Below are 13,560 nucleotides of genomic sequence, written 5' to 3'. Positions count from 1 at the left end.
CAGCGGTCATCCCGGGGCGCGAAGCGAACCCGGGATCTCGAGATTCCGGGTCTGGTCCTTCGGACCATCCCGGAATGACGGATCGCGAAATGACGGATGTTCAAGACTGCGTCGTCCTGTTGCATGGCATCAGCAGGACGGCCCTGTCATTCCGTAAAATGCAGACCGCGCTCGAGGCCGCCGATTTCGCCACGCTGAACATCGACTATCCCAGCCGCCATCACGCGCTGGAAGCGCTGGCTGAGCACATCCATCCCGCCGTCACACACTTAGCCGCTGGGATCGCAGGCCAACTTCATTTCGTCGGCCATTCGATGGGCGGCCTGCTGGCCCGCGTCTACCTTTCCAGATACCGGCCGGAGCGCCTCGGCCGCGTGGTGATGCTCGGCACGCCCAATGGCGGCAGCGAGATCGCCGATCGCCTGAAGAACGTATCGCTCTACCGCGCCTGGTTTGGACCCGCCGGCGAGCAACTCGTGACCCGGCGCGATGCCGCAACCGGCGCATTGTTTCCGCCGGTCGATTATCCCGTCGGCATCATCGCGGGAAACAAGTCGATCGATCCGACATCCTCATTGTTCCTGCCGAAGCCGCATGACGGCAGGGTATCGGTGGAGAACACCAAGCTTGACGGGATGGCGGATCATGTTGTGATCGCCACGGCGCATCCTTGGCTGCCGGGGAATCGTGTGGCGATTGCGCAGACGATTGCGTTTCTGAGGGATGGAAGGTTCGACAGGCAAGAGAGCGGATGAGAAGGAGCCAACTCTCCTCGCGTCGTCCCGGCCTTGAGCCGGGACCCATAGCCACCGGCTTTGGTTTTGCGAAGAGCGTCTACCACTTTGCTTCCTCGCTACATCACGCGGTATGGGTCCCGGCTCAAGGCCGGGACGACGTAATCACCCCATCGTCAGCGCCACGCGGCCGATCGCCTTGCGGTCGATCAACAGCCGCATCGCGCGCGCGTAGTCTTCCAGCGGCAGCCGGTGCGAAATGTTGGGGCGGATTTTTCCGGCTTCCGCCCACTCCGTGAGCGCCTTGATCCTGACCTCGCCGAGAACAGGATTTTTCCGCACCGCTTCACCGGCGCGCACACCGAGCACGCTGGCGCCCTTGATCATCAACAGATTGGTCTTTGCAAGACCGATGCCGCCGGTAAAGCCGATGATCAAGAGCCGGGCGCCCCAGTTGATGCAGCGCATCGAGTTCTCGAACACCTCGCCGCCGACGGGGTCAAACACGACATCCGCGCCGCGCCCGTCGGTGATGCGCTTGACCGCGTCGCGAAACGGCTCCTGGTCGTAGCGCACCAGATGATCGGCGCCCCGCGCTTTGGCGATCGCAAGTTTTTCGTCACTCGACGCGGTCGCGATCACGGTGGCCCCCAACATCTTGCCGATCTCGACCGCCGCTAGTCCCACGCCGCCACCGGCACCATGCACGAGCAGCACTTCACCCGGCTGCACCTGCCCGCGATCGATCAGCGCATGATAGGCGGTGCCGTGACCGGCCAGGAACGTCGCGCCCTCCGCATAGTCGAAGGTCGAAGGTAACCGCACCAGGTGGGCAGGCGTGGTTACGGCCTCGTCGCAATAAGCGCCATGGCGCATCTTCACGATCACCTTGTCACCGACCTTGACACCCGTTGCATCATTCACCTCGACGACATCGCCGGCGGCTTCAACGCCGGGCGTGAACGGCAATGGCGGCTTGAGCTGGTATTGACCCGCCGCCATCAGGATATCAGGAAAATTGATCCCGGCGGCGCGGATCGCGACACGCACCTGCCCCGGCGCCAACGGTGCCGAGTCGAACGTTTCCAGGCGCAGGCTTTCGGGCGGGCCGAGTTCGCGGCAGACGACGGCTTTCGGCATCAGGCAGCCTTCTCTTGCAGCCGCAGCACGGCTTCGCGGATCAGCGGCATGCGGTCGTTGCCAAAGTACATGTCTGATTTGCCAACGAAGATGGTCGGCGAACCAAAGCCGCCGCGCGCCATTACTTCGTCGGTGTTGGTCTTGAGCTGGTCCTTGATTGCCTGCTCACCAATGCCGGCAAAGAACTTGACGTGGTCGACGCCGACGCTCTTGCAGACTTCCGTCAATACCGAGTCCTGCGAAATATCCTTGTCGCCGCCCCAATAGGTCTCGAACACGGCGCGCGCGAACGGCACCATGTGCTTTTCAGATTCGTTGCCCAGCCAGATGCAGCCGCGCATCGCCTTGACGCTGTTCACCGGAAACACCGTCGGCGGCATCTTGATCGCAAGCCCCGCGGAGCGCGCCCAGTCGGCAAGGTCCTTTTTCATGTAGCGCGCCTTCAGCGGCACCGGCGTCTCGCGCTGGGCGTAAACGCTGGGATTGACCGTGTTGAAGATGCCGCCGACCAGGATCGGCCGCCACGAAATCTCGACACCGAGCTCTTTTGCAAGTGGCTGGATGTTGTGGAAGGCGAGATAGGTCCAGGGACTGGAGCAGTCGAAGAAAAATTCGATCATGGCGTTTCCTTATTATTTATCGTGTTTGCCGCGTTATACATTCCCGTCACCCTGAGGTGCCGTCGCGCAGCGGCCGCCTCGAAGGGTGGAGGGCCCGTGCCTTCGCATCCTTCGAGGCTCGCAAGGGCTCGCACCTCCAGCGATAACGGCGAAGCCGTTACGCGGGATGACGTTATCTACTTCCGTCCAACCATCTCCTTCGCCTTCTGGCCGAACATGTTCTTCCGCGCTTCCTCGTCGAACGGTTCTTTCACGAACTTGCCGATCGCCAATCCCGCCTGCACCTGCGGCCGGGCCCGTACGACGGCGTACCAGCGCTTGATGTTCGGATAATCGTCGAGCGTAAAGCCCTGTGCCTTGTGGGTCATGGTCCAGGGAAAGCAGGCGATGTCGGCGATCGAATAATCGCCCGCGATATAGGCCCCGGTCTTGCCCAATTGCGTATCGAGTACCCGGTACAGCCGCGCCGCCTCATCCCGGTAGCGCTCGATCGCGTATGGGATCTTTTCCTGCGCATAGAGCGCGAAATGGCCGTGCTGGCCGAGCATCGGCCCGAGCCCACTCATCTGCCACATCACCCACTGCACCGCGTGGGAGCGGCCGCGCATGTCCGCAGGGAGAAAACGGCCGGTCTTTTCCGCGAGATAGATCAGGATCGCGCCGGTCTCGAACACCGAGAACGGCGCGCCGCCGTCGGCCGGCGCATGGTCGACGATGGCCGGAATGCGGTTGTTGGGACTGATCGCGAGGAACTCCGGCTTGAATTGCTCGCCGGCGCGGATGTTGACCGGGATCACGGTATAGGGGAGCCCGAGTTCCTCCAGCATGATCGAGATTTTCCAGCCATTGGGCGTCGGCGCGTAATGCAGGTCGATCATGGTTTCCCCAGCTGCCGGACCTGCCGGATTATTCCCGGCGAGAACGACTTTGTTGTTCTGTACGGCGATCATAAGACATGGCAGACAGGCGCTCAATCAGAACCACCCGGGAGGCTCCCATGCTGTTTCCAACGACGATCGCCGGCTCGCTGCCGAAGCCGGAATGGCTGGCCGAGCCCAACACGCTGTGGGCGCCCTGGAAATCCAAGGGCGACGAGCTCGCCCGCGCCAAGCGCGACGCTACCATGCTGGCCGTAAAACTGCAGGAGGATTGCGGCGTCGATATCGTCACCGAGGGCGAACAGGCCCGCCAGCATTTCGTCCACGGCTTTCTGGAAAAAGTCGACGGCATCGATTTCGCCCATAAGGTCGAGATGGGCATCCGCAAAGACCGCTACAAGGCGATGGTGCCGCAGGTGGTGGCGCCGCTGACGCTGAGGGGCCGGGTCCATGCCGATGAGGCCCGCGTCGCCCGTGCCCATACCGGACGCAAGCTGAAATTCACCTTGCCCGGCCCGATGACCATCATCGACACCGTGGCGGACGGCCATTACGGCGACCGCGTCAAGATGGCGTTCGCCTTTGCCGAACTGCTGAACGAGGAAGCCAGGGCGTTGCAGGCCGACGGCGTCGACATCATCCAGTTCGACGAGCCCGCCTTCAACGTGTTCATGGACGAGGTTTCGGACTGGGGCATCAAGGCGCTGGAGCGCGCCGCTCAGGGCCTGACCTGCGCCACCGCCGTGCACATCTGCTACGGCTACGGCATCAAGGCCAACACCGACTGGAAGGAAACCCTGGGCAAGGAGTGGCGACAGTACGAGGAGATTTTCCCGGCGATCGCCAAAAGCTCGATCCAGCAGGTCGCGATCGAATGCCGCAATTCCAAGGTGCCGCTCGACTTGCTGGCGCTGCTCTCCGGCAAGATCGTCCAGGCCGGCGTGATCGATGTCGCCAGCGACACGGTCGAGACCGCCGAAGACGTCGTCAAGGTGATCGACGCGGTGTCGAAATTCGTGCCGAAGGCCAACATCGTCGCGACCACCAATTGCGGCATGGCGCCGATGCGCCGGGATATCGCGGAGGCGAAGCTGGCGGCGCTCGGGGCCGGAGCGAAACTGGCGCGGCAGCAATTGGGGTGAGCAGCGGTCCCAACCACCGTCATGGCCGGGCTTGACCCGGCCATCCATGTCTTTCTTCGATGAGCAAAGTAAGGCGTGGATGCCCGGCACAAGGCCGGGCATGACGAAGAATAGAGTCCGGCTCAATCCTTCAATTCACCCGCGCTGGGATGCAGCACCGGCCGATATCCGGCACCCATCGCACGCAGCGTCGACGGCGGCGTCAGCAGCATCGCGTCCTCGATCGCATGGCCCGCCTGTCGATATCCTGCCATCGACCATTGCAGCGCCCTGCCTTGCAGGACCAGAAAACTCTCCGCCCCCGCCTGCACCATCGCCCCATCAGGCAGCTTCTCAACCGACATCGGCAGCGCGTGCAGCCGCTTCTTGCCTTTCTCCAGCCGCTCCCGATGCAGCACGGCATCGATATCGCGCGCGAGGACGTTGGCGACGCCATTGCCCTCTTGCCACGCCGCACGAAACCGGTTGGCGTCATCGCGGCGGCAGAAGAAGCAGGGACGGTGGCCGGCCGCGAACGCGGTCGCTTCATCGAGGAAGAACAGTTCGGTCCAGCTGCGCGCCCCCATCACCTGGCGCCGCCATCCCCTGAACTCGCAGACACAGGTGATCCACGCCGGGCTCGCCCAGCGCTTGTTCAGCAGCGTCTTCGTCAGGGGATCATGGATGATGCCCCGATTGCCGGTGAACAGGCCGCGATGCGGATCGGCGATGATGTCGCCTGAGGGCGTGACGCGGTTTTGCAGCGGCATTGTGCGACCGCGAATGGCGAATAGCGAATGGCGAATGGTATGTCCCTATTCGCTACTCGCCATTCGCTATTCGCTCCCTACTACGCGCCGTCGCGGATCGGCGGCTGGAACGACAGCGCGGTGTCCCAGGGAAAGTGAATCCAGGTGTCCTGCGACACTTCGGTAATGAAGGTATCGACCAGCGGCTTGCCCTGTGGCTTGGCGTAAACAGCCGCGAAATGCGCCTCCGGCATCATCGAGCGCACCAGCCGCCCGGTCTTGCCGGTATCGACGAGGTCGTCGACGATCAACAGCCCCTTGCCGGTACCGCCGCCGAGTTTTGCCACATCAGCCGAAACGCCCTTGAGAGCCTTCAGGTCGCCCTGCCTGGTGTGGTCATAGCTCGCAATGCACACGGTATCGATGATGCGAATGCCGAGTTCGCGCGCCACGATCGCGGCCGGCACCAGCCCACCACGGGTAATCGCAATGATGGCATGAAACGGCCCGACCTCATTGAGCCGCCAGGTCAGCGCCCGGCAATCCCGGTGAAACTGATCCCACGAGACCGGAAAGGCCTTCTCCAGCGGCGGAGTGACTTTTTCACTCATGACTTCGCTCCAAAACGATCGGCCACCTTTGATCTCCTCAACTATAGCGACTTTGCCATCTCGCTGGTCGCCGACCAGCCCAGTTGCGCGTACAGCGGCCGTCCCATCCTGGTGGCGTGCAATATCGCGAAAGCCACGCCTCGCCTGACGAATTCCTGATCCGCCCGGTCCATCAGCGCCTTGGCAATTCCTTGTTTGCGATGCGACGGCTCGACAAACAAATTGAGCACATAGCCCCGCTTGTCCAGCGTCGGATGGGAGGGGCCCGGCGGCCACTCGATAACCATCAGCCCGATTCCCGCGATGGGCTTGCCGTGCTCCTCGACAATATAGCCGAAATACGATCCGTCGCCGAGGTGCTTGGCCAGCCAGGGTCGAAAATGCGCGGTCTGACTCTCCAAAATCGCTTCGGTCCTGCCCGGCGCGTCGGATTCGCGGAACATCTGTTCGCGGTGCCGGCACACCAGTTCGAGATCGTCGGCGCGGATCGGCCTGGTCGAAATCATCGGTGCTATCGCGGCGTATTCAAACCCGCCAGCATCTCCTTCACCGCAGCCATCGCGGCGGCGAGTTTTTCCGGATCGCGCGAGCGGACCACCAGATTGGTGTTCGGCTTCTTGTCTTCGTCCTGGAACGGATAACTGCCGATGATGGTGTCGGGATGGGCGTTGGCGATCGCCCGCAGGGGGCCGCCAATGTCGCCTTCCCGCGCGTTCGCCCGGACTGAATCCGACAGCATCCGCACGCCCGATTTCAGCTTCGGTGCGACGATGTCCATCATCGCCTGCATGATCGTGGGAATGCCGGCCATCACGATGACATTGCCGAGCTTGAACCCGGGCGCCAGGATGGTCGCGCTCTGGATCAGTTCGGCGCCGTCGGGGACGCGGGCCATGCGCAAGCGCGCCTCGTTCAGATCCTGCTCGGTCCAGCGCTCGCGGAATCGGGCCACCACCTCGGGGTGATGATCGATGCCGACGCCGAACGCCTTGGCGACGCTGTCGGCGGTGATGTCGTCATGGGTCGGCCCGATGCCACCGGTGGTGAAGACGTAATCGTAGCGCTTTCGCAGTGCATCAAGGGCGGCGATGATGTCGGCCTCCTCGTCGGCAACGACGCGGACTTCCTTGAGGTCGATCCCGATATTGGTCAGGTACTCGGCGATAAAGCCGATGTTCTTGTCCTTGGTCCGGCCGGACAGGATCTCGTCACCAATGACCAGAATACCCGCTGTGACGATCTCACTCATTTCCAATCCTCGTCTTATCCCGCTCGTATTCCGCAAAAGTGGTTACCCGGTTTTGCGACCAGAATACGAGCCATTTATCAGTGGCGCGCATTATCGGGCGGCTAACCGGTCCCCACTTAGCCGGAAAATGCGCGCTTGCCATGCGCATCCAACGCATTGAAGTCACGGGGCTTTGCTGCCGAAATAAGCACCCGGCAGCCGGTTTTTCAGGCAGCACGGGAAACAACCCCATACCAAATGCCCCAGCCCATGCATATCGCGCTGGCCCGGCCCTTGCTACCATCCCGTGAAGTCATGCACTGTGTCGCATGGCTTCGAAAGATAGTCAGGATTTATGGCAGTCGCGTTTGATGAAATGAACGGTCCCGGCGGGGATCTCCGCCCCGCCTACCAGGAACTCTCCCGGTGGTTGAAGGAGACCCCTCCGGACGCCCTTGAATATCGCCGCCAGGAAGCGGAGCTGTTGTTCCGCCGGATCGGCATCACGTTTGCCGTTTATGGCGACGCCGAGGCCCAGGAGCGGCTGATCCCGTTCGACGTGATCCCCCGGATCATGTCGGCCAAGGAATGGACGCTGCTGGAGAAGGGCCTGAAGCAGCGGGTCCGCGCGCTCAACATGTTCCTGCGCGACATCTATCACGGCCGCGACATCCTCCGCGCCAATATCATCCCCGACGACCTGATCTTCCAGAACCCGGTCTTCCGCCCCGAGATGAACGGCCAGGACGTCCCGCACGACGTTTACGTCCATATCGCCGGGATCGACATCGTCCGGGTCGACGCCGACAATTTCATCGTGCTGGAAGACAACGCGCGCACCCCGTCCGGCGTGTCCTACATGCTGGAAAACCGCGAAATCATGATGCGGCTGTTTCCGGACCTGTTCGCCCGCCACCGCGTCGCACCGGTGGAAAAATACCCCGACGAGTTGCTGTCGGCGCTGCGCTCGGTGGCGCCGCTCTCCGCTTCCGCCGAGCCTGTGGTCGCGCTGATGACGCCCGGCGTCTACAATTCAGCCTACTACGAGCACTCGTTCCTGGCCGACAAGCTCGGCATTGAGCTGGTCGAGGGCCGCGACCTCATCGTCAAGAACGACGAGGTGTTCATGCGCACCACCGAGGGGCTCAAACGCGTCGACGTGATCTACCGCCGCGTCGACGACGACTTTCTCGATCCCCTGACCTTCCGCCCGGATTCGGCGCTCGGCGTGCCCGGGCTGATGTCGGCCTATGCGGCCGGCAACGTCACGCTGGCCAACGCGGTCGGCACCGGCATCGCCGATGACAAGGCGGTCTATTCCTACATGCCGGACATCGTGAAATTCTATCTCGGCGAAGAGCCGATCCTGAAGAACGTGCCGACCTGGCGCTGCCGCGAGCCGAAGGACCTCGCCTACGTGCTCGACAACCTCGGGGATCTCGTGGTCAAGGAAGTGCACGGCTCGGGCGGCTACGGCATGCTGATCGGCCCCGCCGCCACCAAGGCGACCATCGAGGCGTTCCGCGACAAGCTCAAGCGCGAGCCGGAGGGTTTTATCGCGCAGCCGACGCTGGCGCTGTCGACCTGCCCGACCTGCACCGCATCGGGCCTCGCGCCGCGCCATGTCGATCTCAGGCCGTTCGTGCTGACCGGGCGCGATCACGTCACCATCGTGCCGGGCGGGCTGACCCGCGTGGCGCTGAAGGAAGGCTCGCTCGTGGTCAATTCGAGCCAGGGCGGCGGCACCAAGGACACCTGGATTCTGGACGAATAGAGATGCTGTCGCGCACCGCCGAAAACCTGTACTGGCTGGCCCGCTATGTCGAGCGCGCGGAATATCTCGCGCGCACCATCGATGCGACGTTGCGCGTGACCGCCCTTCCCGCCGCCTACATCGGCAAGACCAATGAATGGGATTCGGCGCTGTTGACCGCCGGCGTCAGCGCCAGCTTCTATGAGGCGTATCAGGAAGCCAACGAGCAGAACGTCGTCGAATATCTGGCGTTCTCACCATCGAACCCCTCCTCGATCAAGAACTGCATCGAGGCAGCGCGGCTTAACTCCCGCTCGGTACGCACCGCGCTGACGAGCGAGATGTGGGACACCATCAATTCGGCCTGGATTGAGCTGCAGGAGGTGTGGGGCAAAGGCACGTCGAGCCGCGAGGAACTCGCAAAATTCCTCCGCTTCGTGCAGGAGACATCGCTCCGCTTCGACGGCTCGGCCTACCGGACCATGCTGCGCAACGACGCCTACTGGTTCTCGCGGCTCGGGCTGCATCTGGAGCGCGCCGACAACACCGCCCGCATTCTCGACGTGAAATATCACGTGCTGCTGCCCGAGGAGGAGCATGTCGGCGGTCCGCTCGACTACTATCAGTGGACCTCGATCCTGCGCTCGGTGTCGGCGCTGACGGCCTATCACTGGGTCTATCGCGAGACGCTAAAGCCCTGGCTGATCGCTGATTTGCTGATCCTCAACGATACGCTGCCGCGCTCGCTGGCAAGCTGCTACAGCAATCTGGTGCGGAACCTCGACCAGATCGGCGTCGCCTATGGCCGCCAGGGCGCCTCTCAGCGCCACGCCCGCGGCGTCCGCAACCGGCTTGAACACAGCCATATGGACGATATCTTCCAGCATGGCGTCCATGAATTCATCCAGGAATTCATTGCTGATAACGCAAGGCTGGGTGAGATCATCACGAAGCAGTATCTGATTTGATACATTGTTCGTCATGCCCGGGCTTGACCCGGGCATCCATCAGGAATTGATGGTCCTCCTGAGAAGATGGATGGCCGGGTCAAGCCCGGCCATGACGAGCAAACAACTCCAGCTACGTTTTCGGTACCACCATGCGCCTGCGAATTGCCCACACCACCAGCTATCGTTATGAGCCCCCCGCCTCGGGCGTGATCCAGATCCTGCGGATGACGCCCGGCAGCCATGACGGGCAGTACGTCGCCGAGTGGCAGATCGACGTCTCCACCGATTCCCGGCTCGACATGCACCAGGACGCGTTCGGCAATGTCACGCATGTTCTGACCCACGGGCCGCTCGCCGACCTCACCATCAATGTCGAGGGCCTGATCGAGACCCACGACACCGGCGGCGTGCTGCGCGGCACCGACGAGCGTTTCCCGCCGAGCCTGTTCCTGCGCTCGACGTCGCTCACCGAAGTCAACCCGGCGATGGCGACCTTTGCCCGCGAGATGCGTTCGGAATCCGGCGACGATGTGCTCGGCTTCCTGCATGCGCTGATGGTGCAGATCAACGAGCACATGACGTTCGACGAGGACCCGACCAACAGCGGCACCTCGGCGGCGGAAGCCTTCGCGCTCAAGCGCGGCGTGTGCCAGGACTACGCGCATATCTTCATCGCCTGCGCGCGTTCGGGCGGCGTGCCGGCACGGTTTGTCTCCGGGCATTTCCTGCGCTCCGACGGCACCGTCAACCAGCAGGCCGGCCACGCCTGGGCCGAGGCCTTCGTGCCTGATTTGGGCTGGGTCGGTTTCGATGCGGCCAACGGCATCTGCACCACAGACGCCCACGCCCGCATTGCGATCGGCCTCGATTATCTCGGAGCGGCCCCCGTCCGCGGCACCCGCTATGGCGGCGGCAACGAGACGCTGACGGTCGCGGTCAAGGTCGAGCAGGCCGGGCGATCAGGGCAATGGCAGAGCCAGTCGTAGGGAACGACGCCCTCACCGTCATTGCCTGCGACAAACGCGAAGCGTTTGCGCAAGGAGCGCTTGCGACGAAGCAATCCATACTTGCTTTGCCGCACGATGGATTGCTTCGCTTCGCTCGCAATGACGTGGATAGTCCCCGCCCCGGATATTTTATTTATCCAGCCACACATCCTCAAACCGCAGATTGTTGTACTGGCTGTTGTCGTGCGGCTTGAAGTTCTTCACATGCGGCTGCCAGCAATTGCCGGCCGATGAGTGCAGGATGATCGGGCGCGCGGCGTCGTCGACCAGGATGCGCTCGATATCCCAGACGATCTTCCTGCGCTTCTCCTTGTCGAGTTCGCGCGATTGCGCCGCCAGCAGCTTGTCGACTTCGGCGTTGCAGTACTGGGTATAGTTGCGTTCGGACTTGCATGAATAGTTCTCGACGATGTTGCCGTCGGGATCGTCGACGCTGACGCCGGTGACGTTCAATCCGATTGTAAAATCCTTCTTCGCCAGCCGCGCATACCATCGCGGCGTATCGAGGATGTCGAGTTCGCCTGTTATGTAAATCTTCTTGAGCTGGTCGGCCAGGATGACCGCGGGGTCACGGTAGGTCGGCAGGTTCCGGGTCTGGATCTTGATCGGCAGCGGCTTGGCGTCGCTGTAGCCGAGCTTCTGCATGATCGCCTGCGCTTCGGAGATGTTCCTGGCGGTGTCAGGGCCGTAACCCATCAGCGACGACACCATTTCCGGCGACATGCCCCATTCGCCCTCGGGCTTTGCCAGCATCGCGCCGCCGAGCCGCGCGTTGCCTTCCATCAGGATGGTATTGAAGGCCTTGCGATCGAGCGCCAGCGACATCGCCTTGCGAATGTCGGGATTGTCGAACGGCGGGTTGACACGATTGACCAGCAGATTGATTTGCGTGCCGGTGCCGGTCATCTCGCAGATCGCGTTCGGTGCCCGCGCCTTGATGTCCTTCAGCAGGGGAACGCTGACGTCGGAGGGAAAGGTGATGTCGTAGTCGCCGGTCGAGAAGGCCAGCATCCGCGTGGCGCGGTTGTCGATCGTGCGCACCGTGATCTCGTCGAGATAGGGACGGTCCTTCTTGAAGTAATCCGGATTGCGCACGACGTGCATGGACTCGCCGCGCTTGAATTCGACGAACTTGAATGGCCCGGTGCCGATGGGCTTGCTTCGCATCACCGCCTGCGGCACGTGACAGGGATAGACGGCTGAAAACGCGCTCGCCAGCAGCACCGGCAGGCTCGGCTGCGGCTCGCTCAATTCGAACGTCGCCTCATGGTCGCCATTGATGCTGACGTCCTGCAGCTTGGTGTACCAGACCTTGCGCGGGTTGCGCCTGAAATCCTGCGTCTCGGTTTTGCCGATCAGCATTCGCCATGTGCACTGCACGTCTTTCGCCGTGAAAGGTTGGCCGTCGTGCCACTTCACGCCCTGCCGCAGCCTGAAGGTCAGTTTTGTGTTGGTGGCGTCCCAGGACCAGCTTTCGGCCAGATCAGGGATCACGGTCTCCATGCTCTCGTGCGGCTTGGCCGGATCGAACACGACCAGATTGTTGAACACCGCCGCAAACGGCAGCACCGAGGCGATGGTCGCCTCTTCAAGCAGTGACGTCGAGGGCGGATTGTCGTTGTGATAGAGCCGGAGCGTGCCGCCCTTCTTCTGCGCGGCGGCGGGACCTGCGGCGCATAGCGCAATGCACAAGAGCACTGGGAAAGCGAATTTCAACCTGCCGGAGCAAATGGCGCGCAATTTCCGCCTCCCAGAATGTTTTCTTTTTTCTTTAGAGCTGCCAAAATCTATAGGGCCGCGAGACAAGACTGCAAGCAAAACCACCATGCGCAACGCAGGAGACCGCGATGTCGGAAACCGACAAGCTGTTCGCAGGCTCGATTCCGGAAAACTATGATCGCCATATGGTTCCGTTGATCTTCGAGAGCTACGCGCAGGACATTTCACGGCGCGCAAGCGCATTGGCGCCGAAGTCCGTGCTGGAAACCGCTGCCGGCAGCGGCGTGGTCACGCGCGCGCTGGCGCCACTGCTGTCGCCCGATGCCAGGTACGTCGTCACCGACCTCAATCAGCCGATGCTGGATTATGCGAAATCAAGACAAGGCGCGGACAGCCGCATCATCTGGCAAAAGGCGGATGCGCAGGCGCTGCCGTTCGAGGACGCCGCGTTCGATCTCGTCTGCTGCCAGTTCGGCGTCATGTTTCTTCCCGATCGCCCGTCCGGCTACCGCGAAGCCCGCCGGGTTCTGAGGCCCGGCGGCTGTTTCCTCTTCAACGCCTGGGATCGCATCGAAGAGAACGTCTTCGCCAGCGACGTCACCGACGCCCTCGCGACGTTCTTTCCAAACGACCCTCCCCGCTTCATGGCCCGAACGCCCCACGGCTATCACGACACCGCGCTGATCCGCAGCGATCTGGCGAAAGCCGGCTTTACCGACGTGACGATCGAAACAAGGGAAGCGCAAAGCCGCGCTCCCTCTGCCCGCCATGTCGCGCTGGCCTATTGCCAGGGAACCCCGCTGCGCAACGAGATCGAAGCGCGGGGTCCGGACCGGCTGGAAGCCGCAACCGACCATGCGGCCTCTGTCATTGCCGTCAAGCATGGCAGCGGCGAGATATCGGCCAAGATCCAGGCCCATGTCATCTTCGCCCGGATCTAGCCTTCGCGATCCGGATTCAAGGCCGTCGTTTCACTTGCCCGGTGCATGCCACCCCTTGGTAATTGGGATTGGATGCCTGCTCTGAATTTCGCTACTAGTTGCCCGCCGG

At 62.4% G+C, this 13,560-nt stretch carries 14 protein-coding genes; 6 read left to right on the top strand and 8 right to left on the bottom strand.

The window, feature by feature from the left end; all coding sequences use genetic code 11:
- Nucleotides 1–89: 89 nt before the first annotated feature.
- The gene (locus tag JQ574_RS19955; RefSeq protein WP_249119464.1) at nt 90–755 is read left to right on the top strand and encodes an alpha/beta fold hydrolase; all 666 of its coding nucleotides are present in this window, start codon (nt 90–92) and stop codon (nt 753–755) included.
- A gap of 144 nt (nt 756–899) precedes the next feature.
- Here JQ574_RS19955 and JQ574_RS19950 read toward each other — a convergent pair whose 3' ends face one another.
- From JQ574_RS19950 to JQ574_RS19940, 3 genes are all read right to left on the bottom strand, one after another.
- Complete coding sequence (locus JQ574_RS19950; protein ID WP_212204792.1) at nt 900–1,874, bottom strand: NADPH:quinone oxidoreductase family protein; 975 nt, start codon at nt 1,872–1,874, stop codon at nt 900–902.
- Nucleotides 1,874–2,494, bottom strand: coding sequence for a 2-hydroxychromene-2-carboxylate isomerase (locus JQ574_RS19945; RefSeq protein WP_212204777.1), 621 nt, complete (start codon nt 2,492–2,494; stop codon nt 1,874–1,876). Before JQ574_RS19945 ends, JQ574_RS19950 begins: the two co-directional genes overlap by 1 nt.
- A gap of 176 nt (nt 2,495–2,670) precedes the next feature.
- Complete coding sequence (locus JQ574_RS19940) at nt 2,671–3,372, bottom strand: glutathione S-transferase N-terminal domain-containing protein (protein WP_212204775.1); 702 nt, start codon at nt 3,370–3,372, stop codon at nt 2,671–2,673.
- A 119-nt stretch (nt 3,373–3,491) separates the two neighbouring features.
- Here JQ574_RS19940 and JQ574_RS19935 point away from each other — a divergent pair, with 119 nt between their 5' ends.
- Nucleotides 3,492–4,514: a methionine synthase gene (locus tag JQ574_RS19935; RefSeq protein WP_212204773.1), complete on the top strand. Its 1,023-nt coding sequence runs from the start codon at nt 3,492–3,494 to the stop codon at nt 4,512–4,514.
- A gap of 122 nt (nt 4,515–4,636) precedes the next feature.
- On the opposite strand, the gene JQ574_RS19930 is transcribed toward JQ574_RS19935, so the two are convergent.
- The 4 genes from JQ574_RS19930 to JQ574_RS19915 all read right to left on the bottom strand — a co-directional run bounded on the left by JQ574_RS19930 (nt 4,637) and on the right by JQ574_RS19915 (nt 7,102).
- The gene (locus JQ574_RS19930; RefSeq protein WP_212204764.1) at nt 4,637–5,263 is read right to left on the bottom strand and encodes a hypothetical protein; all 627 of its coding nucleotides are present in this window, start codon (nt 5,261–5,263) and stop codon (nt 4,637–4,639) included.
- Nucleotides 5,264–5,343: 80 nt separating this feature from the next.
- The gene (gene gpt, locus JQ574_RS19925; RefSeq protein ID WP_192734055.1) at nt 5,344–5,853 is read right to left on the bottom strand and encodes a xanthine phosphoribosyltransferase; all 510 of its coding nucleotides are present in this window, start codon (nt 5,851–5,853) and stop codon (nt 5,344–5,346) included.
- Nucleotides 5,854–5,894: 41 nt separating this feature from the next.
- A complete protein-coding gene (locus JQ574_RS19920; RefSeq protein ID WP_212204762.1) occupies nt 5,895–6,359 on the bottom strand; it encodes a GNAT family N-acetyltransferase in 465 nt (154 codons plus the stop codon).
- Between the two features lie 5 nt (nt 6,360–6,364).
- A complete protein-coding gene (locus JQ574_RS19915) occupies nt 6,365–7,102 on the bottom strand; it encodes a molybdopterin-binding protein (RefSeq protein ID WP_212204760.1) in 738 nt (245 codons plus the stop codon).
- 334 nt (nt 7,103–7,436) lie between these two features.
- Here JQ574_RS19915 and JQ574_RS19910 point away from each other — a divergent pair, with 334 nt between their 5' ends.
- The 3 genes from JQ574_RS19910 (at nt 7,437) to JQ574_RS19900 (ending at nt 10,770) form a co-directional block, all read left to right on the top strand.
- A complete protein-coding gene (locus JQ574_RS19910) occupies nt 7,437–8,855 on the top strand; it encodes a circularly permuted type 2 ATP-grasp protein (protein WP_192734058.1) in 1,419 nt (472 codons plus the stop codon).
- A 2-nt stretch (nt 8,856–8,857) separates the two neighbouring features.
- Nucleotides 8,858–9,802: an alpha-E domain-containing protein gene (locus JQ574_RS19905; RefSeq protein WP_192734059.1), complete on the top strand. Its 945-nt coding sequence runs from the start codon at nt 8,858–8,860 to the stop codon at nt 9,800–9,802.
- Nucleotides 9,803–9,933: 131 nt separating this feature from the next.
- The gene (locus JQ574_RS19900) at nt 9,934–10,770 is read left to right on the top strand and encodes a transglutaminase family protein (protein WP_212204758.1); all 837 of its coding nucleotides are present in this window, start codon (nt 9,934–9,936) and stop codon (nt 10,768–10,770) included.
- Nucleotides 10,771–10,920: 150 nt separating this feature from the next.
- Here the strand turns inward: JQ574_RS19900 and JQ574_RS19895 are convergent, their stop codons facing one another.
- Nucleotides 10,921–12,531 (bottom strand): ABC transporter substrate-binding protein, encoded by a 1,611-nt coding sequence (locus JQ574_RS19895; protein ID WP_249119463.1) that lies wholly within the window; start codon nt 12,529–12,531, stop codon nt 10,921–10,923.
- Nucleotides 12,532–12,638: 107 nt separating this feature from the next.
- Here JQ574_RS19895 and JQ574_RS19890 point away from each other — a divergent pair, with 107 nt between their 5' ends.
- Complete coding sequence (locus JQ574_RS19890; RefSeq protein WP_212204754.1) at nt 12,639–13,451, top strand: class I SAM-dependent methyltransferase; 813 nt, start codon at nt 12,639–12,641, stop codon at nt 13,449–13,451.
- The last annotated feature ends 109 nt before the right edge of the window (nt 13,452–13,560 follow it).

Origin of the sequence: Bradyrhizobium sp. AUGA SZCCT0158 (genome assembly GCF_018130065.1) — a bacterium.
Taxonomy (GTDB): Bacteria; Pseudomonadota; Alphaproteobacteria; order Rhizobiales; family Xanthobacteraceae; genus Bradyrhizobium.
The sequence above is the reverse complement of the archived record's forward strand: the minus strand, read 5'-3'. Positions and strand labels throughout refer to the sequence as shown.

What these genes read in the sequence shown, in the direction of transcription:
- JQ574_RS19955 (WP_249119464.1), top strand. Translation starts at nt 90, where the DNA reads ATGACGGATGTTCAAGACTGCGTCGTCCTGTTGCATGGCATCAGCAGG.
- JQ574_RS19950 (WP_212204792.1), bottom strand. Translation starts at nt 1,874, where the DNA reads ATGCCGAAAGCCGTCGTCTGCCGCGAACTCGGCCCGCCCGAAAGCCTG.
- JQ574_RS19945 (WP_212204777.1), bottom strand. Translation starts at nt 2,494, where the DNA reads ATGATCGAATTTTTCTTCGACTGCTCCAGTCCCTGGACCTATCTCGCC.
- JQ574_RS19940 (WP_212204775.1), bottom strand. Translation starts at nt 3,372, where the DNA reads ATGATCGACCTGCATTACGCGCCGACGCCCAATGGCTGGAAAATCTCG.
- JQ574_RS19935 (WP_212204773.1), top strand. Translation starts at nt 3,492, where the DNA reads ATGCTGTTTCCAACGACGATCGCCGGCTCGCTGCCGAAGCCGGAATGG.
- JQ574_RS19930 (WP_212204764.1), bottom strand. Translation starts at nt 5,263, where the DNA reads ATGCCGCTGCAAAACCGCGTCACGCCCTCAGGCGACATCATCGCCGAT.
- gpt (WP_192734055.1), bottom strand. Translation starts at nt 5,853, where the DNA reads ATGAGTGAAAAAGTCACTCCGCCGCTGGAGAAGGCCTTTCCGGTCTCG.
- JQ574_RS19920 (WP_212204762.1), bottom strand. Translation starts at nt 6,359, where the DNA reads ATGATTTCGACCAGGCCGATCCGCGCCGACGATCTCGAACTGGTGTGC.
- JQ574_RS19915 (WP_212204760.1), bottom strand. Translation starts at nt 7,102, where the DNA reads ATGAGTGAGATCGTCACAGCGGGTATTCTGGTCATTGGTGACGAGATC.
- JQ574_RS19910 (WP_192734058.1), top strand. Translation starts at nt 7,437, where the DNA reads ATGGCAGTCGCGTTTGATGAAATGAACGGTCCCGGCGGGGATCTCCGC.
- JQ574_RS19905 (WP_192734059.1), top strand. Translation starts at nt 8,858, where the DNA reads ATGCTGTCGCGCACCGCCGAAAACCTGTACTGGCTGGCCCGCTATGTC.
- JQ574_RS19900 (WP_212204758.1), top strand. Translation starts at nt 9,934, where the DNA reads ATGCGCCTGCGAATTGCCCACACCACCAGCTATCGTTATGAGCCCCCC.
- JQ574_RS19890 (WP_212204754.1), top strand. Translation starts at nt 12,639, where the DNA reads ATGTCGGAAACCGACAAGCTGTTCGCAGGCTCGATTCCGGAAAACTAT.